Annotated in this window: 19 protein-coding genes; 4 read left to right on the top strand and 15 right to left on the bottom strand. The window is 37.8% G+C overall.

Annotated features, from left to right (window positions below):
• Positions 1–118: 118 nt before the first annotated feature.
• From HNQ80_RS22995 to HNQ80_RS22985, 3 genes are all read right to left on the bottom strand, one after another.
• Positions 119–1306, bottom strand: a complete 1188-nt coding sequence (locus HNQ80_RS22995) for an aminotransferase-like domain-containing protein (RefSeq protein ID WP_184313107.1) — start codon at positions 1304–1306, stop codon at positions 119–121.
• A 226-nt stretch (positions 1307–1532) separates the two neighbouring features.
• Positions 1533–1727 carry a DUF951 domain-containing protein gene (locus tag HNQ80_RS22990; RefSeq protein WP_184313106.1) on the bottom strand — a complete coding sequence of 65 codons (195 nt, stop codon included), beginning with the start codon at positions 1725–1727 and terminating at the stop codon, positions 1533–1535.
• 116 nt (positions 1728–1843) lie between these two features.
• The gene (locus HNQ80_RS22985) at positions 1844–3250 is read right to left on the bottom strand and encodes a WG repeat-containing protein (protein WP_184313104.1); all 1407 of its coding nucleotides are present in this window, start codon (positions 3248–3250) and stop codon (positions 1844–1846) included.
• A gap of 230 nt (positions 3251–3480) precedes the next feature.
• On the opposite strand from HNQ80_RS22985, the gene HNQ80_RS22980 reads away from it, so the two are divergent.
• On the top strand, positions 3481–4008 hold the full coding sequence (locus tag HNQ80_RS22980) for a transposase (protein WP_184313102.1): 528 nt from the start codon (positions 3481–3483) through the stop codon (positions 4006–4008).
• A 298-nt stretch (positions 4009–4306) separates the two neighbouring features.
• On the opposite strand, the gene HNQ80_RS22975 is transcribed toward HNQ80_RS22980, so the two are convergent.
• Positions 4307–6586, bottom strand: coding sequence for an ATP-dependent Clp protease ATP-binding subunit (locus HNQ80_RS22975; protein WP_184313100.1), 2280 nt, complete (start codon positions 6584–6586; stop codon positions 4307–4309).
• Between the two features lie 346 nt (positions 6587–6932).
• On the opposite strand from HNQ80_RS22975, the gene HNQ80_RS22970 reads away from it, so the two are divergent.
• Complete coding sequence (locus HNQ80_RS22970; protein WP_184313098.1) at positions 6933–7196, top strand: aspartyl-phosphate phosphatase Spo0E family protein; 264 nt, start codon at positions 6933–6935, stop codon at positions 7194–7196.
• A gap of 190 nt (positions 7197–7386) precedes the next feature.
• Entirely contained in the window at positions 7387–7632 is a 246-nt protein-coding gene (locus HNQ80_RS22965; RefSeq protein WP_184313096.1) for a hypothetical protein, read from the top strand.
• A gap of 76 nt (positions 7633–7708) precedes the next feature.
• Here the strand turns inward: HNQ80_RS22965 and msrA are convergent, their stop codons facing one another.
• From msrA to HNQ80_RS22950, 3 genes are all read right to left on the bottom strand, one after another.
• Positions 7709–8185: a peptide-methionine (S)-S-oxide reductase MsrA gene (gene msrA, locus HNQ80_RS22960; protein ID WP_184313093.1), complete on the bottom strand. Its 477-nt coding sequence runs from the start codon at positions 8183–8185 to the stop codon at positions 7709–7711.
• 92 nt (positions 8186–8277) lie between these two features.
• Entirely contained in the window at positions 8278–9348 is a 1071-nt protein-coding gene (locus HNQ80_RS22955; protein WP_184313091.1) for a leucine-rich repeat domain-containing protein, read from the bottom strand.
• 110 nt (positions 9349–9458) lie between these two features.
• On the bottom strand, positions 9459–10133 hold the full coding sequence (locus HNQ80_RS22950; protein WP_184313089.1) for a YczE/YyaS/YitT family protein: 675 nt from the start codon (positions 10131–10133) through the stop codon (positions 9459–9461).
• Positions 10134–10403: 270 nt separating this feature from the next.
• On the opposite strand from HNQ80_RS22950, the gene pdxR reads away from it, so the two are divergent.
• Positions 10404–11897 (top strand): MocR-like pyridoxine biosynthesis transcription factor PdxR, encoded by a 1494-nt coding sequence (gene pdxR, locus HNQ80_RS22945; protein ID WP_184313087.1) that lies wholly within the window; start codon positions 10404–10406, stop codon positions 11895–11897.
• Positions 11898–12031: 134 nt separating this feature from the next.
• Here the strand turns inward: pdxR and HNQ80_RS22940 are convergent, their stop codons facing one another.
• The 8 genes from HNQ80_RS22940 to tnpB all read right to left on the bottom strand — a co-directional run bounded on the left by HNQ80_RS22940 (position 12032) and on the right by tnpB (position 19414).
• Positions 12032–12919 carry a mechanosensitive ion channel family protein gene (locus tag HNQ80_RS22940; RefSeq protein ID WP_243183513.1) on the bottom strand — a complete coding sequence of 296 codons (888 nt, stop codon included), beginning with the start codon at positions 12917–12919 and terminating at the stop codon, positions 12032–12034.
• A gap of 19 nt (positions 12920–12938) precedes the next feature.
• Positions 12939–13199 carry a DUF3343 domain-containing protein gene (locus HNQ80_RS22935; RefSeq protein WP_207727165.1) on the bottom strand — a complete coding sequence of 87 codons (261 nt, stop codon included), beginning with the start codon at positions 13197–13199 and terminating at the stop codon, positions 12939–12941.
• A 9-nt stretch (positions 13200–13208) separates the two neighbouring features.
• Positions 13209–13811: a sulfurtransferase-like selenium metabolism protein YedF gene (gene yedF / locus HNQ80_RS22930; protein ID WP_207727164.1), complete on the bottom strand. Its 603-nt coding sequence runs from the start codon at positions 13809–13811 to the stop codon at positions 13209–13211.
• A 96-nt stretch (positions 13812–13907) separates the two neighbouring features.
• Entirely contained in the window at positions 13908–14609 is a 702-nt protein-coding gene (locus HNQ80_RS22925) for a CvpA family protein (RefSeq protein ID WP_184313083.1), read from the bottom strand.
• A gap of 13 nt (positions 14610–14622) precedes the next feature.
• Positions 14623–15753 (bottom strand): DUF5711 family protein, encoded by a 1131-nt coding sequence (locus tag HNQ80_RS22920; RefSeq protein WP_184313081.1) that lies wholly within the window; start codon positions 15751–15753, stop codon positions 14623–14625.
• 75 nt (positions 15754–15828) lie between these two features.
• Entirely contained in the window at positions 15829–16947 is a 1119-nt protein-coding gene (locus tag HNQ80_RS22915) for a PP2C family protein-serine/threonine phosphatase (protein ID WP_184313079.1), read from the bottom strand.
• Between the two features lie 98 nt (positions 16948–17045).
• A complete protein-coding gene (locus HNQ80_RS22910; RefSeq protein ID WP_184313077.1) occupies positions 17046–18092 on the bottom strand; it encodes a YkvI family membrane protein in 1047 nt (348 codons plus the stop codon).
• A gap of 200 nt (positions 18093–18292) precedes the next feature.
• Positions 18293–19414 (bottom strand): IS200/IS605 family element RNA-guided endonuclease TnpB, encoded by a 1122-nt coding sequence (gene tnpB, locus HNQ80_RS22905; RefSeq protein ID WP_184313075.1) that lies wholly within the window; start codon positions 19412–19414, stop codon positions 18293–18295.
• Positions 19415–19571: the final 157 nt, after the last annotated feature.

The following is a 19571-nucleotide window of genomic DNA, read 5'->3' as shown; positions in this document are numbered from 1 at the left end:
CATCAGTAGAAAAAATATGCAAGGATTTATTTGTATAGGCCTGCATACATCCCTTGGCCTATACCCATAGGCTATATATATATATAAAGCCGCATTTTGAAAATGCGGCCATCATGATCTACTTATTTAACGCTTCTTTTAATACTTCTCCTAATCGCTTGATGCCTTCCACAATCTTATCTTCAGGCATGTTGGAATAGTTCATACGGAAAGTATTCTCGTGTCCTCCATTTGGGAAGAATGAACCACCTGGTACGAACGCCACATTCTTTTCCAATGCTTTTACCATGAGATCTCTAGCATTCATATGCTCTGGTAGCTCAACCCATGTAAACAAGCCCCCCTCTGGATAAGTGAACTTCACCTCTTTTGGGAACACTTCCTTCATGGTATTGATCATAAGGTCACGACGTTTTCTATAGATGTTCTTAATCTTCTCCACATGCTCATCAAGGTTGTACATATCCAAGAATGTATCCAATTCTCTCTGAGAGATGGAGCTTGCTTGTAGATCTGCTCCCTGTTTTACCATGATATATTTATTTAAAATTTCTGGAGAAGCGAATACCCAACCAATTCTCAATCCCGGACAGAAGGTCTTAGAGTAAGTTCCTAAATAAATTACTCTTCCCTCTGTGTCAAAGGACTTGATGGATGGTGGAATTTCTCCCTCAAATCTTAATTGTCCATATGGATTATCTTCAACAATCGGTAAATCATACTTGTTCGCTAACTCAACCAATCTCTTACGACGCTCTACTGGCCATGTTCTGCCTGTAGGGTTTTGGAAATCTGGAATGACATAGATCATTCTAGCTTGAGGTGTATTTGCAAGTACCTTTTCCAATTCATCCATGATCATACCATGATCATCTGTCGGTACTTCTACGAACTCACATTCATATGCCTTGAATGCATTGAGCGCCCCTAAGTAACTTGGGCTCTCACAGACAACAACGTCTCCAGGATTTAAAAAGATCTTTCCACTAAAGTCTAGTCCTTGCTGAGAACCGCTTGTAATTAAGATATCATCTGCTTCTGCCTGGATACCAAATATGGCCATACTCTTTGCAACTTTTTGTCTTAAGGGTTGATGTCCCTCTGTTGTACTATATTGAAGTGCCTGCTTACCTTGTTCTTCTAAAACTTTCAGTGTCACTTTCTTCATTTCTTCAATAGGGAATAATTCTGGCGCTGGTAGCCCCCCTGCAAAGGAAATGATTTCTGGTCTTGTTGTCAGCTTTAATAACTCACGTATTTCAGAAGCTTTGATTCCTTCCATACGCTTAGCAAATTGAATTGCCATCTTCAAAGCACCTCCATCATAATATTTCTTTAGGAAAAGGTTTGCCCGACCAATTATCCATTTTAATTATATCACTAATTACCTATTTTTCTAGAGGATTTTTAAAATTTTTTTGTATACATGCCACAAATTTTGTAAGAAAATTCTGTTTTTTACGCTCAACCTTTGAGCTTTCTTTATAGGCGAAAATATTAATTTTCATATTTTCCCATGGTAATATTTAGTATTATTCTTCTTTTCTTTCTATGATTTTTTTAACCCTTTTTTCTAAGTCTACCCTAGAAATCCATACCTGCCGATCACAGCCTAGACAACGGATACGAAAATCCATTCCTGTCCGCAGGATTTCAAATTTATTGTTTCCACAGGGATGATTTTTCTTTACCTCCACCACATCACCCAATCTCAAATCCATTGGCATAAAATCTCACCCTTTCATCGATCATATAATTGATACCCATGCTTATACCTATACTTTGTATATCTTATCATATTTATCCCCATTGTGGGGAGCCTGTAAAATCAATTTGTATTCTCCTAGGGAATCACAACTTTTCCAGTTTGGTCAATATACATCCATCTTTCATTGGCCTTTACTGCCGCAACTCCATCATAGAATTTTGTCATCTCATCATAGATGGGTTCAATGATGGTCTTTCCAGTAGTATCGATAATTCCATACTTGCCATTTTTTCTTACTAGTGCCCGTTCTTCACCATAAAAAAGTTCGATTTCCTCATATTTAGGCTGAACGACGATCGTTCCTTTATCATTTATAATACCCCATAAATCTCCCATCCTCATTTTTGTCAACCCCTGCTCATTAAAATAATCTATTTCATCATAGATAGGCGCTATGATATTTTTTCCTGTCTCATCTATGTATCCCCACTTATAATCTAGGTCTACTCTGATTAAGCCATTCCCTAGATCAGTTAAATCATTATATATTGGCTCTATCATAATTTCCCCAGCTTTGTTTATATATCCCCATTTCCCAGCCACATTTATCTCTCCCAAGCCCCTTCTAAACTCTCTTGCTCGGTCAAACTTTGCCGGGATTACCATCTTTCCTATTTTATTAATATAACCCCACTTTCCTTCATAGACAACAGGAGCCAGACCTTCCTCGAAGCCATGGGTAAAAGTATAGATAGGCTCAATAACCATCTTCCCAGATGTATCAATATATCCCCACTTCTTATCTAACTCCACCGCTATAAGCCCTTCTCCCAAAAGATACAATGTATCATATATGGGTTCTATGACCATCTCTCCAGTGGTGTTAATCACCCCCTCTTTTCCATTGATCCTTACATGAATCAACCCATCGGAAAAGCTGCTGACCTGAGCGTAAATAGGTTCTATAACCATCCTCCCCATTGTATCAATAAAACCCCATCTACTATTGATCATGACAGCCGCCAATCCCTCTTCAAAATTGCTAGCCCGACTAAATTTAGGCTCGATGACGATTTCCTTGCCTTTCATGAAACCATATTTTCCTTTCAATTTAAAAAGATTCAAGCCCTCCGTACCATAATTAAACTCATCATATATAGGCGCTAATACATACTGACCTTGCTTGTCAACCAATCCATATTTCATCTTTTCTCGAACTCTGAAAAGGTCATCACCATAGGGCCATATCTCATCAAAGCTTGGCGCTAAGATCATTTTCCCCTGCTTATCAATGACTCCCCATCTTTCATCAATTTTCACCGACGCAAACTCTCCATAAAAATAAGATACCTCCTCATACCGGGGTTTGATAACCAACTTTCCTGTCTTATCAATAAACCCATACTTCCCTTTAACTTTCACACCTGCCAATCCACTGGAAAAATGCTGGGCATCCTCCAGTATAGGCGGTTTTGTTAGTTCTATGATGAAGAAAATACCAATTATAAGTAATCCAATAAACAGAATCCATCCCTTCCTCATTTCCATCCCCCTTCTATACGATAGTATATCACCTATTAAGAAATCCGGTAATATTTTCCCCTCTTTATATCTTTTATGTGAAATAATTCCATAATCATTTATAATGATAATATATCGTCTATTACTTTCTCTAGTCATTCAATGCAATATAAAGAGACTTTATTCATTACATCATAACTTCCATCTAACCTATATGTTAAGTAAAAAATTCATGGATGAGAGGTGCTATAATGGATATTTTTCCTCAAAGAAAATCGTTAAGATTAAAAAATTATGATTACTCACAGGTAGGACTCTACTTTATCACTATATGTACCCAAGACAAGAAACCTTATTTTGGCCAAATCGTAGATGGGGTCATGCAATTAAATAGCTACGGTCAAATTGTCAACCAATGTATTTCTAAAATAGGAGATTTACACATTGGGTTAAACATAGATTGTAAAGTTGTGATGCCAAATCATGTTCATTTTATTATCAAGAACGTAGGGGTTGCATATTATGCAACCCGCAATATGGAAGGAATGTCAACACAAGAAAAATCTAAAATGTTAGTACCGAAAATAATACAACAGTTTAAAACTTCAACGATAAAGTTGACAAAACAAGTAAGCGGGTTGCATGCTATGCAACCCCTACAATGGCAACGAGGATATTATGAGCATATTATTAGGGATGAAAACTCCTATCAAAAGATATATGAATATATAGAGAGTAATCCATTGAGGTGGGAGTTAGACCAATATTACTCAGATTAATATGAAAAATAAGATTATATATGAACACTATTCTGACTCATAGTAGAAATTAAATGCATTATCAATTCTATCAAGATAGACATAATCTTGTCCTGTAGGGTGGTGCTCCAATGGTAGAAAGTATATTAATATTTTTAAGTATCATCATACTCGTAGAATTCTATCGATACATGAAAATACAGAATAATCATCTCGTAATCTGTCTTCCATGATAAAAAGTCTTCTATCCATATGTCATCTAGGATAGAAGACTTTTTTTATTTAAACACATTTCAAAACCATCACTCAACTCTGTAATTTACTCCAATACAATATTTCCATCCTTTAGGTCTATCTTCACATGGTCCCCTTCTTTGAATCGATTCTTCAAATATTCCTCGGCGATCTCATCTTCAATGTAGCGCTGGATGGTCTTCCTTAGCGGTCTAGCACCATACTTTTCATCATAACCCTTTTCTAGGATAAATTCCTTCACTGCATCGGAAACTTCCAGAGTCATTCGCTTCTCCCCAACCTCTTCCTTGACCTCTTTTAGCATGAGGTCCACAATCTGTTGAAGCTCTTCTTTCGATAACTGGGTAAATACGATAATTTCATCAATTCTATTTAAGAATTCAGGTCTGAACGTCTCTTTGATAGCATCTCTCACCCGACTCTCCATCGCATTATAACCATCCTTGGTGAAGCCTATCCCATGGGATTTAAAATGGGTTCCCGCATTGGAAGTCATAATAATGACCGTATTGTCAAAGTATACTGTCCTGCCTTGACTATCTGTAAGTCTTCCATCCTCTAAGATTTGCAGCAGGATATTAAACACATCAGTATGAGCTTTTTCAATCTCATCTAGCAGGATCACTGAATATGGCTTTCTTCTTACCTTCTCTGTCAACTGTCCCCCTTGATCATATCCGACATACCCGGGAGGCGCTCCGATTAACTTAGAAACCGTATGCTTCTCCATATATTCCGACATATCTACACGGATCATGGCCTCTTCGCTGCCAAAAAGCTCTGTGGCCAGTGCTCGAACCAGCTCTGTTTTTCCTACGCCAGTAGGTCCAACAAAAATAAAGGAAGAAGGCTTTCTCTTTTTTCTAAAGCCCGAACGATTTCTCCGAATGGTTCTCGCTAAACTTACAATAGCTTGATGCTGTCCAATGACACGCTCATGGAGCTTATCTTCAAGAATTAGAAGTTTTTGTGCTTCCTTTTCCGTAATTCGCTGAACTGGGATCTTGGTCCATGCTTCAATCACAGCGGCTACATCTTCTATGGTAATCTCCGCTGTACTGGAAAAATCTTCGATTTCCTTGATCTTTTCCTGCAGCGTACACTCTTGCACCTTATACTGGGCAGCCTTTTCATAATCATTCATCCTAGCCGCTTCCTCAATCTTTTCTTGGAGATTCGCTAGATCTTCCTTTAATGCCTCTAGCTCAACCAACCCTTGATTTTTTAGGTTTGCCTTCGATCCTGCTTCATCAATGACATCAATAGCCTTATCTGGCAAGTATCGATCTGTAATATATCGCTCTGATAGCTTTGCTGCCATTTCCAATACTTCATCTGATATCTTGACTTTATGATAGTCTTCATAATATCCCTTAATACCTTTTAGGATTTCAATGGTTTCCTCTACCGTTGGTTCATCTACCATCACTGGCTGAAATCTTCTCTCTAGGGCAGAATCTTTTTCGATATGCTTTCTGTATTCTTCTAAGGTCGTGGCTCCAATTACCTGAATTTCACCCTTCGCCAAGGCAGGCTTTAAAATATTGGCAGCATTCATGACGCCACCATGGACTTCTCCTGCCCCCATAATATTGTGAACTTCATCAATGACTAAAATAACATTGCCACATTCCTGGGCCTCTGTGATGATAGACTTCATACGTCCTTCAAATTGTCCTCGGAATTGGGTACCTGCCACAATGGCCGTTAAATCCAACAGATATACCTCTGCGTCGAACAGCTTGGCGGGAACCTGTCGTTCCGCTATGCGCACTGCTAAACCCTCAGCGATGGCTGTCTTACCTACACCAGGTTCTCCGATCAAAATAGGATTATTCTTTGTTCTTCTATTGAGGATCTGCACTACACGATCGATTTCTCTATTTCTTCCGATAATCTTGTCTACTTCATGGTTCTTGGCTTTGTCTGTTAAATTTGTCCCATAGGTGTCTAGATATTTCTTTTTTCCCTTCGATTTTTTGCTCTTTCCTTTCGGGCCGGTCTTTTCCTTTACCTCAGGGCCAAGCTCCTCATCCTCGAAGTTCTCCGATTTATTGGTTATTCCTTCTGTAGGAGAAAGGGACCCATTAAAAAGATCCATTAATGCAGTATTCTCATCGAAGTCCCCCATATCTCCACCTTCTGTAGAGTCTATCATTTGTTCTGTAAGGCTTTCGATTTCCTCCCGCGACATTCCCGTTTGCTCCATTAGTTGATCAATCACAGGAATTCCTAGCTTTTTGGCGCACTCTATACATAAACCCTTCATCTCTGTTTTTCCATGTTCAATCTTCGTAGCAAAAACAATGGCTATATTTTTATTGCACATCGAACACTTTTTCACATTTATCCTCTCCATATTTCAAATATAATAAAATGCTAATCTAAATTTTTATATCATCAATACTTTTTCATCTGTTGAAATCCTCCTATGGGATTGTATATTATTATAGCATACTTATACCCTTTTCAACGGAATTTTCACCGTAAAATATCTGTCCTTTTCTTATAGTATGCTTTTTCCTGAATAGTATGTTAGAAGAGTGATATCAGAGCAGTTTCAAAATAAAAACTTTCTATAAATCTTGTCCCTAATAAATTTTTTGTCTACTTTTGGCAAAAACTTTATAGAATTTTTTCATATAAATAAATTTTTTTCTTGTAGTTTTGACAAATATTTTAAAAACAACATGATATCATTAGTTGTATTGATAAATATCGATAATTTTCTAAGAGCAGTATTATCACTAAGGTCGAAAGGAAGTTTGAAAAAAGTGGCGTTGTTAAGATTAAAAGAACTTGAGTATCAAATCGAAAAGCTTAGAAAGCAGCTATACGGCATGATCGAACAGAATCATGCTTTGATCTTGGAAGAAGTGGTAAGTGTGAGCCAACAACTAGACTTGTTGTTGAATGAATATCATTCGAAAAGGACACAATTTATCCTAATATAGGCAAAAGCTATCTTTCTTCATAGAGAGGTAGCTTCATTTTTTTCCCTAGATTAATGGAGTAATAAAGGATCTATCTTTCTTCTATATAATTCTGTCATTTTTATTGGGAGGGTGAATATATATTACTACATGGGCTTGTATCATCCATTTTAAAGCCTTTGTAAATAAGATGAAATGAATGGAGGATACTATGGATAAACTTTATTATTGTTTAGATTGTAAGAGAATCTTTACTGAGACCAATGGATGTAGTTATTGTGCATCACAAAATACCAAAGCACTGGTAAAAAGTGCACCCGTCAATGTAATTGGTACCAAAACCAAGGGAAATGTTCTAAAGATCCAAGGTGATATGGTTCAACTTCTTCTGGTAGACGAAAAAAACAATCGCTACATCAAAGAATTTCAAGCGGATAAGATTAGAAAGGTACTATAGTTTTCAGGCAAAGATAAAACTCCTAGCAGATTATATGATATGTATGCTCTAGGAGTTTTTATTTCTTCTTTCATATTTAGCTGTTTAGGTCAATATGGCAGTAACCGCCAGGATTCTTTTCCAAATATTTTTGATGGTATTCCTCTGCTGGATAGAAACATTTCAGAGGCTCAACTTCCGTCACAATGGGCTTTGTATACTTCATTTGCTGCATTTCCTTCGCCTTTTGAATTACAGGAAGATCCTCTTCCTCGAGGAAATAAATCCCTGTCCGGTATTGAGAGCCAATATCTGGTCCCTGTCGATTTAGTACCGTAGGATCTATGATTCTCCAAAACCGATTCAGTAAGGTTTCCAAATCGATGACTGTTTCATCATATATTACGCGGCAAGCCTCGGTATGACCCGTATCCCTTCTACACACCTGCTCATAGGTGGGGTTTTCCACATGACCGTTGGCATAACCTACTTCCGTCTCTACGACACCTTCAATTCGCGATAGATAGGTTTCTACACCCCAAAAACAGCCCCCTGCCAATACTATTTCTTTCATTTTGATCACCTTCTATGATAAATTTCATCTATCTAGCATATTTATACCCTTTTTCATCAAAATTAAGTCATATTTATGAAAAATTCCTTGCGCTATGGACTTACAGACGATTTTTTCACAATTATGATTTTCTTAACCTTTGGCATTTGACGAAATTTTTCTACATTGGGAATCTCACTATCCCGAATCTCTACAGCTTCCAAAGATTCCAACTCTGTAGTTTTATCTAAATCATCAATAATACAGTTTCCAATTTCTAAGCTTTTTAGATTTTCAAATTCTGCAATCTTTTTCATCGTTTTTATATTACAATCATAAAATCTCAATTCTTCAATACCTTTTAGTTCTTCTATCAATGATAAATCATTCAAGTCCATCCCCAGGACAGATACCCTTTTTAGTCCAGCAGGTCCCTCTATATGGGTTATCCCATCCAAATTTACATATGCAATTTCCAGCTCCTCTAAAGCATGTATCTCCTTAATGAACGCAAGATCCCTCAGCATCCCTTCTTCGATGGATACCCGCTTTAGCTTTGTCAATGAAGTAATTGGATTTAGATCTTTTATTGACTCAATATTCCAAATCCTTAGAGACTCTAGATTTTTTAAGTATTGTATTCCCTCTAAATCATATACTTTATCGTTAAAGGATGCTATAGACAGCCTTCTTAACTTTTCTAAGTTTTCCTGGGTGATCTCTTCCTCATCCCAGCCTGTTTTCAAATCTTTCTTAATTCTTTTTTCCAACACTGGATCCTTTATGAGATGATCTTTTCTTATAGAAGAATGTCCTGTCACGGCTAATGGAAGGATCATTACTATCGCTCCAATTTGCAGCCATTTTCTCTGAGTTGTTTCTCTTGCTCCATAGTAGATACTACATAATAGTAAATAACAGCCAGAGATCAGGGTAAATGGGATAGGTAAATATATTTGTTGAGAAAAATAAAACAGCATGATAATACATACTAATAAGAGAAGCTCTAGCTTATATAGGCGTTTTAAGAATATAAACTGACTGAAATATATTCCCCAATAGGGCAAAAGCATTAATGGTGCTGGAATATTCACATCAAAAAGATATAGCGCAATTAGAATAAGGCCCCATACTAAATATAATCTCTTCGCTTTTTTATAGTCCTTCTTTTCTTCTTTTTCCACGCTTTCACCCCCATCATTTAATATATTCCTCTCTATTCCATTATTTCCCTTTTTTAAATCGATTTATTTCCAAAAAAATGTGACAGAGCATAATCTCCATCACATTTCACCTAATCAACAGTCGGTCTCTTTTCCTTTTTCAACAGCCCTCCAAGCCACCGTATATCATCATCGATAAATCGATGCTGCACCTGGCCTACGTCAAACTTGAATAGCTTAAAAGCAAATTGCACCATATACCCTATGGCTAATGCTGTGATCAAAGTGCCTATCCCAATGAATCCACCTAGAACATATCCTATGGCCAACACACAGATTTCTATGGCATTCCGAATGAAACGAACCGACTTCCCCGTTCTTTTTGTCAAAGCAACCATCAGCCCATCTCTAGGTCCAGAGCCTAACCCAGCTCCGATATAAAAAATACTGGCAATACCGATGATAAACATGCCCAGGAGCATCATCAATAGACTAGGGAGCATATGCTGAAAAATCGGAATCAAATGATTCAACATGAGCACATCCATGAAAAGGCCAATGAAAATCATATTGCTAATAGTACCCCAGCCTAACCGCTCTCCCAAAAAACTATCTATAATGATCAGTAGCAATCCTACACCAATGCTTGCTTGCCCCATGGTAATCCCTATTGTGTTTGAAAGCCCCTGATGAAAAACATCCCAAGGCGCAAGGCCCAGATTAGCATTGATGGTCATGACAATTCCTATGGCATAGAGAAAAAGCCCTGTAAATAATCTTAAAATACGAAATAAAACTGCTTTCATACCTATCATCCTCCAGCTATTCACTCATGTGATTCTACTCCTATGGTGTATTATTCTATTTGTATTATATCTTCTTTGTTGCTATAACAGTCAACTATTAAATATAACAGTCAACTATTAAATATAACAGTTGTATTTAACACTCGATCTATTCGACCTTTTATTTCCAATACCTTCATCATAATTATTCATTTTTTTCTATCTAGCATATTTTTATTCCTTTCAAAAAAATATATAATAACTATATAGAACACTTTTGGAGGTTTTTCTATGAATATATTGATCGATAAGAGCAGTATGATACCAATCCATCAGCAGTTATATCAACAAATTTCTGATCGTATTTTATCAGGACTTATGAAGGAAGGTGAGCGGCTTCCTTCGATTCGCAGTATGTCTGAATCCCTAACACTTAGTCCAATGACCATCGTAAAAGTATATCAACAATTAGAGGATCATGGCCTTATTGAAAGAGCTCACGGCAAAGGCACCTTCGTAAAAAGGAAAGATCTGCTTAAAAACACGCAGAAGGATGATCTATCAAATCCCTATCAATGGCAGATATCTATTTCTGATTACTTGTCTAGATCTCGATTTCGCTACAATCCTAGCCTTTCAGCTGGTTATTCTGGCTATAATTTATCCATTGCATCATTGAACCACCAGCTGCTGCCTACAAAGAGAATTTTGAAAGAAGCCTATTCGTTGCTAGAAAAAAATTTAGATAGCCTAGGAAAATATGGTCCTGTTCAGGGTGATCTTAGTTTTAGAGAAACAGCTGCTCAGTATTTGAAAAACAAAGGTATCGTCACATCTGCACAGAATATTTTGGTCACCAGCGGTGCACAACAGGGTATCAGCTTAATTGCCCATACCTTTGTTGGGCCAGGAGATATTGTGATTATGGAGGCTCCTACATATCCCGGAGCTATCGATATCTTCAAAAGCAGAGGTGCCACGATCCTAACTGTGCCTGTAGATACTGAGGGAATGCGAACAGATCTGCTTTTATCCCTATGCGATAAATATTCTCCTAAGCTGATTTACACGATTCCACGCTTCCATAATCCAACGGGCTACAGTATGAGCCAACGTAGAAAAATTGAACTCTTAGCCATTGCTCACCATAATAATTGTATGATCATTGAAGATGATCCGTGGAGTGAGATTACCTATAGTACCATAAAAGCAAAGCCATTAAAATCTATGGATACACTGGGACATATTATCTATCTAAAAAGCTTCAGTAAAATTATTGGTCCTGGATATCGCGTATGTGCCATGGTAGCGGAAGGTTCCATTTTAGATCGTCTTATTGCGGCAAAGGCTAATCTCGATTCTGGCGCACCCCTATTGACGCAAAAGGCTATTATTCCTTTTCTTGAATCAAACGCTATGGTACAGTACCTCCGGCAATTAAATCTAACTTTATCATACAGACGGGATAAAATGATTAAAGTATTAAAAGCAAATGCTCCCACGGGCGTCACTTGGACCATTCCCGAAGGTGGCGTAGTCATCTGGGTAACTCTCCCAAAACATTTTGATATTGATAGCTTGTTTTATCGTTCTGTGGCAGATCACAATATTTCTTTTCTACCTGGTACTGTTTGTTATGCAAATGAGCCTGAATTTAACCATCTAAGACTTTGCTTTTCTTATCTGGATGAAGATGAACTAGAAATCTGCATATTGTCCTTATGCAGGCTCATTCGTGATATGATGGAGCATCAAGGCAACCATAGTCCTTTGCCTATGATATAACTGCATCATCACCTTATGCAAAAACCCGAGGTATACACCCCGGGCATAATAGATCACAATATTGAGTTTTGTGCAGCTCCTTGAAAAAAACAATTCTTAAGGATATGTACCTAGATGAACTTTAGATAGATCTCCTATTTTTCTTGTTTTTTCTCATTGGTCTGAATAACCATCCTTCTGGGATAGGGGATCTCGATTCCCTTTTCATCTAGTCGTTCCTTGATTCTCTTCCTAAGTTCCCTTTCCACAGCCCACTGCTCCATGGGTTGGGTTTTGGCCATAACAGAAATGATGACGTCATACTCACCTAGCCGCGTTACCCCTAGAACTGTAGGACCTTCAATGATTTTATCATTTTCTTGAGCCATTTCCTTGCATACCTCATCCATTACACGGATAGCATTGTCGATATTTTCTTCATAGGCAATCCCAACTTCTACCATGGCTCGCATATTCCCACGGCACTTGTTGGTCACCTTATCAATAGAGCCATTAGGAATAATATGAAGATCTCCATTGAAATCTCGAAGCTTCGTTACCCGCAGGGCCATTTCCTCAACAATTCCAGACTTTCCCCCAGTCTCTATGTAGTCTCCCACATGAAACTGATCCTCAAAAAGGATAAAGAAACCTGTGATCACATCTTTCACCAGATTCTGGGCTCCAAAACCAATGGCCAAGCCTCCGATTCCTGCCGCCGCAATCAAGGAAGATATATTCACTCCGAGAATCTCCAAAATTGGCGTAAATGCCACAAAATATATGGTATATCTCAAAATACTTTTGGTGACCCCTTTTAAGGTATTAAAGCGCTTTTCTTCCCCTACAATCTTAAACTTTTCCCGATTATCGAAAAATTTATCTATCAACATATTTATAAATCGAATGGACACCATGGCAATGAAGAAAATAAATATAATCTTTATTAATTTCCCTGCGTAGGCTGCCAAATAATCGGGATGGGTATATAAAATAAACATCTCTCGAATCTGATCTCCAAAACTCCCATATGTGTTATTCAAAGAAATTCATCCCTCTCTGTTAAAGTACTTTTGTTACCTGTCTGCCGTTCTCTAGCTTTTCTACAAGGAATACCTTATAGGTCCCTTGATCTCCCTCCAAGGTCTCCATGATGCTCTCAAAGATGGCCTTAGAAAATTTGATAGATAAGCCACAGCTGGCACTGATTTCTCTAGGTGTTGGGATCATTTCTATTTGAAATTTGCTCTTCAATAATTTTTCAGTTTTCATTGCATAATGGGTTGAATCAAAGGCAATTACATAAAATTCTTTCTCTATCATGGCTTCCCTCTAAATCTTTATTGTATTCTTGGCACCATTCATCTTCTCAACGATGGTATACATATTGGACACGCCACCAACCAGCAATTTATTCTTCAAATTAAAATAATCCAGGCAAGTACCACAAGAAAGGATTTCCACACCTTCTCCCTCCATCTGCCTTAAATAATCAATGACCTCTGATCCCTCCGTCGTCAACCTAACACCAGAATTTACAAATAACAAGGCTTTTGGGTAAGGCTTGCTCTCTGTCAATGTATAAATAAATCCCTTCATCAGTACCTTCCCTAGCTCAAAGGACCCTTCTCCCATAACCTCACTGCCAATTAACATGACCATATCCTTATGATTGATTGGCTTCATTCCGGTCTCCTTATGGCTACCTTCCTTGTAGATATGGATATAGTAATTACCCCCTTGTTCCTTTACATCTGCTTTATAGGCCATGTTCTGAACCAGCTTTAATACATTTTCTTTGGCTATCTCATTGTCCACAATGGTAGTGATGCTGCCTTCCTTCAATGCATCTAATACTTTTTTTGTCTCAATAACTGGTTTAGGGCAGTTCATCCCCCTAGCATCCACTTGTCTTTCCACGTTTCTTCCTCCCATTCTTTACTGGAATCAATCTAAGTTTATTATATCGATAAATTCTCCTTCTATCCTATAAAATTTCTTTATAGGATAGAAACCAACTATAGATTTCATCTATATCTCTGTAATTCGTTCAAACATGGCAATGATGGGATTATGATCATATAGATACTTTCCTAGAAAAGCATCCTCTAACCCTTCGGTAAAAATGCTCTGCTTTGTCATAGCTGTAAAAGGGGTGATCAGGGTAAGAAAAATAAATACAATCAACAGGCCTTTGGCAACACCAACGGATAGTCCTCCCAAATGATTAAAGGAGCTCAGTATGGGCAGGGATGCAATCCCGTGGAGAATGCGGGCCAGCAAATTCAATACTAGCTTAACCACCATAAACAGAATCAATATACTAATCAAATCAATAAACATCCTGGTCAACACATCGGCAATATAGCTTTGTACACCTTCCATAGCCCTGGCACTATAATCCTGCATGGTTTCACTCTTCATCAACAGCTCACCTAATCCTTTGGGGAGCTTTAATACCTCAAATATATTTTGATTCGATACAGATTCCATCCCTGTACCTTCCATGGCAGAAGCCGTTTCTACCTTTTCTCCCACCGTCTCCTGGAGGAAAAGAAAAAATTTAGGGTTTCGTAAAATATAATCCGAAAGTACAGGATGATAAATCTTTGCAACAAACCCTGCAATAAGAAAACTCATCATACTGAAAGTCGTAAGAATAAACCCTTTTTGCCATCCATGAATCCCATTTATCATCAATATCACAATAATCAAAACATCAATCCATCCCATTGGCACACCTCTGCTAACTTTTATACTTTACCTTCATAATCTCCAGCTTATTGTTTAATATCAAAACCATCCTATCGTTGGTCAACATATGTATTCCATAAATATCACTGTGAACCTTCTTCTCTCCTAGTTCCTTTCCTGCCTTGGAAAAAAAGTATAGGGTTCTCTTTGTGAAAGCCGTAATATTCTTACCCTTGGTATCAACCCCCAATATCTCCCCCTTCATAGGTACTCGCCCCATCTCTTCTCCGTCTATATTCATCATCATAAGATAATTTCGATTCTTTGTATCCATAATCATTTTTTTATTATTGACTAAACTTAATACAACAAAACCCTCTTCATTCCAAGAAACTTTATTCAAGGATGCATCCATCTCTTTACTCCACAATAACCCTTTTCCTTTATCGAAAGCGATCAATTTGTGGTCACTTACATTGAATAATCGATTGTCGCTATGGAAAAAAAGCTTTGGAATCACTTCGTTATCATACTTATTTCCTCCTAAAAGCTTTCCATCGGCACCATAGAGAATAACATTGGTTTCGATTTTATCATTTTCCACATCTAACACCGATAGAGCAATCATGGACCCATCCTTCGATATGGCACCATCTATAATATCTCCCTTGCCTAGTTTAATGGTTCCCTTCTTTTTTCCACTGGAATCATAGACAAAGATCGTGCCCCCTTGCGCTTCCTCTTTACTCCACATGACAAGAAATCCTTGGTTAGATACCATATCTTCAATTTTTTGACCAGACTCCGCAGTCCAAAGAAGATTGCCCAGGGTATCAAAACAAAAAACTATGCCTTTTTCCCTATCTGCGAGAAACAATAACTGATTACTGTTTACTAGTTTAGGCGCTTTCGCAGGCTGCTCCTTTGCCCATAGTATTCCTCCCTGATCGTTATATACCGTCAGTGTGCCCCCATTGTAAATGGCAATATTATTCTCATAGGCCTCAATGGTGGTATCTTCATTCTTATCGTATTGAATAACGCCTAATTTGCTAAACTCCATTTCCCCTCGGCCCATGAGATTCTTGATCATGGTGATCCCCTTGGCACTGCCTAATATGAAAATGGTTATAATGACAAGCATGACTAGCACCCTAATCCTTGTCCTTCTCTTTCGCGCCATTTTTTTCCCTCCTGCCAGTCCCTAAAGATAAGGAGAGCTGGCGGTAGCCGAACTCTCCCCTGGATTTATCACATTTTATAAAATCTCTCCTACCATAATGGCAATATCATCCTTGATCTCCTCTGTGGCGTAATCTCTAGCCTGATGGATCACCATATCAATAAGGGTTTCAATCTCTTTGTCCTTGTTTTCCAAACATATCTGAAAAACCCCTTGCGTCTGGAAGAATCCCTTTTCGTGATGATAGGATTCCGAAATACCATCGGTATAGAACAATAGCTTATTTCCTTTTTCAAGAGCAATCTGATTTTTATCGTATTCCACATCTTCAAAAATGGTACAGATAGGAAGCCCTTCGATATAGATCTCTTCCACCGTATCCTCCTTTAGTAATATAGGCATACAGTTATGTCCTGCATTGGCATAGGTGAAAAGCTTGGTATTTTTATTATATACACCATAGAATATGGTAATATAGTATTGATCATCTATATTTAATTCTCGATATCGATGATATAGGTACTGCAACGTCAAAGCTGGATCGATTGCCTTTTCTCCTAGATTTTTTAATGTTTGTCGAATAAACATGGTCATCATAGATGACGTCACCCCATGTCCAGAAACATCGGCCATATACATACCAATATCATGGTCATTGATCTCTATCACATCATATACGTCGCCACCTAAAATTTCACTAGGAATATATTTCGATGCAATTTTCATCGTATAATTATAGACTCTGTTTTCAGGCAATATTTTGTGCTGCAGCTGCTTGGCAAAGTCTAAATCACTTTTCATCTTCCTATTTTGTTCTATCAAAAGACGCTCCATAGCCTTCTTTTCCGTCACATCCCGAAACACCTCTACAGCATATCGAACACTGTTGTCTCCACTCTGTATGGGAGAACTTACTACAGAATAAATCCTTCCATCTACCACCTCTTCCTTGGTAATGGCGGTTCCCTCAAAGATGGCACGATTGGAAATACAATGCTCACAAGGGGAAGTTTTTCCTAGAGCCCTAAAACATTCTCTTCCTACCGTATCTCCTACGTATTTCCGCATGGGTTCATTCATAAACACGACTTTATTATCCTTATCTATCACCCGTACCCAATCCTTCATGCCTGAAAGAATGTTTTCGTAGAATTTACGCTGCTGGATTAATTGATTTTTTAGTTCTTTGCTCATGTAAGCAACCCCTATACTGTTTACTCTATATTCTATTATTCGAGTAAATTTGAGAAATTCCTTCTAAGAAACTTTATAACCCATTATCATACCCATGGTTATTCTGCCCGATAGACAAATGATTGAAAGAGCATAATCAATACAATGAAGATGCCAATATACCCAAACAAAGGATATAAAGTATGGACTAGGCTTTTGAAACCAAAATTGGCCAGAGGTATGGCAGCGATACAAAATAAAAGAGCAGTCCATATTGGCCCGATACCCAGCTTATCCTTAATACCTTCAATAAAAACAAATCCATTGGACACAGCCGTTGTCAGCATAGCTAGCCACAGAAGAATCCCATAGCCCAATTTTATATTGCCTCCCAATCTGGTGGCAATAGCCATCATTGGAATTTCTACTCCGTTGATATCTGTATAAAAAATCAGGGTGGGCAGCAGTAGAAATCCTGCCAATAGACCTAATCCTATGCCCCCAATGATTCCACTCCCCACGGCCGTCCTCTTATTTTTTATCAGTGGAAGTAGCGATGACAATACTGCAATAGCCCCAATGCTGTTGTAGCTTACATAGAGGAGGGAAGAAGTCAACCAATTTCCGGTCATATTACTAAAAATCATCCCTGCTTGGTTGCTCATAGTAAAGTCATTTTGGAAAGTTACAATACTTCCTATAGCTAAGATTCCTATCAATAATAAAGGAACTATCATAGTATTTAAAAAAGCTAATCCGCTGATGCTAAATACAAAAGTAGCAAAGCAGACAAGTGTCATACTCCAGATTCCCAGGGTTTTTGATAATTCAAATTGCTCCTGAAATAGAGCTCCACTTCCTGCCAGCATGACACAGTATCCTGATAAAAGCAATAGAAACAAAATACTCTTGATGCTTTTTCCTAGGCGAGCTCCCATGGTAACCTGCAGCAAATCCTCAAAAGAGGTCAATCGAAGCTTATGTACTTTTAAAAGGATTAGACTTCCGATAAGTCCAAATAGTACAGATGCAATCCCAATCCCATAAAATCCCCAGATGCCATATTTGGTGAAAAACTCCATAATCTCCTGCCCTGAAGCAAATCCAGCCCCAATAACAGTCCCTATATAAATGCTGGCAATCTTAATGATATTTCGATTCTTCATAATGGACCTCCCATTCTTACGGATAATTCATTCTATGTCTATGGGACGGTCTTTCATGATAAACTACCACAATTATTTACATGTCTTCTTTTCTACCTTATATCCAAGCAGTCCAATTGAACTCCCCCCACTTATCTGACCTTGCGGTCTGATGGAAGTGGGAGATTCCTAAGAACACCGACCTATCGGTCAGTTATTGATTAGGCTATCCCTGTCGTCCCAACAGTTAGAAGTCTTATGGCTTCATTTTTAAGATTTTGTCCCGCGTTAATATCTCTATCGTGATGTGTGCCACAAGAAGGGCAGTTCCACTCACGAAGGTTTAGCTTCTTAACGTCTTTATTTTGATAGCCACAACACGAACAAAGCTGAGAACTGGCAAAGGTCTTAGACACAGCAACTACTTCTTTGCCATACCACTTTGCCTTGTATTCAAGCATCGTTCTGAATTGTGACCAAGATACTTCACTGATTGCTTTTGCTAACTTGTGGTTCTTCAGCATATTCGATACTTGCAAATCTTCAATACCAATTACATCGTGGTTTTTGATGATTTCAGTAGAGATTTTTTGCAAGTAGTCTGTTCGTGCATTTGTGATACATTCGTGAATTCTTGCAACCTTGATACGTTGTTTGTTCCAATTCGAAGAACCTTTTACACGATGGGAAAAAATACGTTGTGCTTTTGCTAGTTTTTCTTCGAGTTTGCGAAACCATTTTGGATTAGAGAATACTTCTCCAGTACTCAAAATGGCAAAGTCTTTTAGTCCCACGTCAACACCGACGGAAGAACCTGTTTTTTCTAATGCTTGCACTTCCACTTCTGTAAGAATAGAAACGAAGTATTTTCCGCTTGGATTCCGTCTAACAGTAACATTAAGAATACGACCATTCACTTCACAACTTTTGGCAAAGCGAACAAGACCAAGTTTCGGTAACTTAATTTTGTTGCATACAATGGTAATATTTCCGTTTGTTTGCTTTGTTGTGTAGGACTGTATTCTATTCTTTTTAGATTTGAAACGTGGTGCTTTGTTCTGTTTTTTAAAGAATCGTGTATACGAATCAGCAAGGTTTTTCAGTGAAGACTGAAGGGCAATACTATCAACTTCTTTTAGCCATACTAATTCTTTTTTCAACTGTGTTAATTCAGCGGAACAAGAATTATATGTTAGTCCTTTGCTTGTTTCTTTGTATGTATCATTCCATTGTGCTAAAAACCGATTGAATACAAAACGAGAACATCCGATTGTTTTAGCAATTAAGATTTCTTGCTTCTTATTTGGATAGATACGAAACTTGTATGCTTTGTTTACCAACATTGATTTTCACCTCACTTCCGGCAGGAACTTATGTTCTTATTATACCATATTGAGGAAAGTTTGGTAAAGTGAAAGACTAAATTCCAGTTTGTAAGACTAAATTCAATCCTATGGATGTTACTCTTACACGTCTCTTTCAGTATAATAAAAGTGCAGA

It is taken from the genome of Anaerosolibacter carboniphilus (genome assembly GCF_014205875.1).
Lineage (GTDB): Bacteria > Bacillota > Clostridia > Peptostreptococcales > Thermotaleaceae > Anaerosolibacter > Anaerosolibacter carboniphilus.
This window is presented reverse-complemented; position numbering and strand designations above follow the sequence as displayed.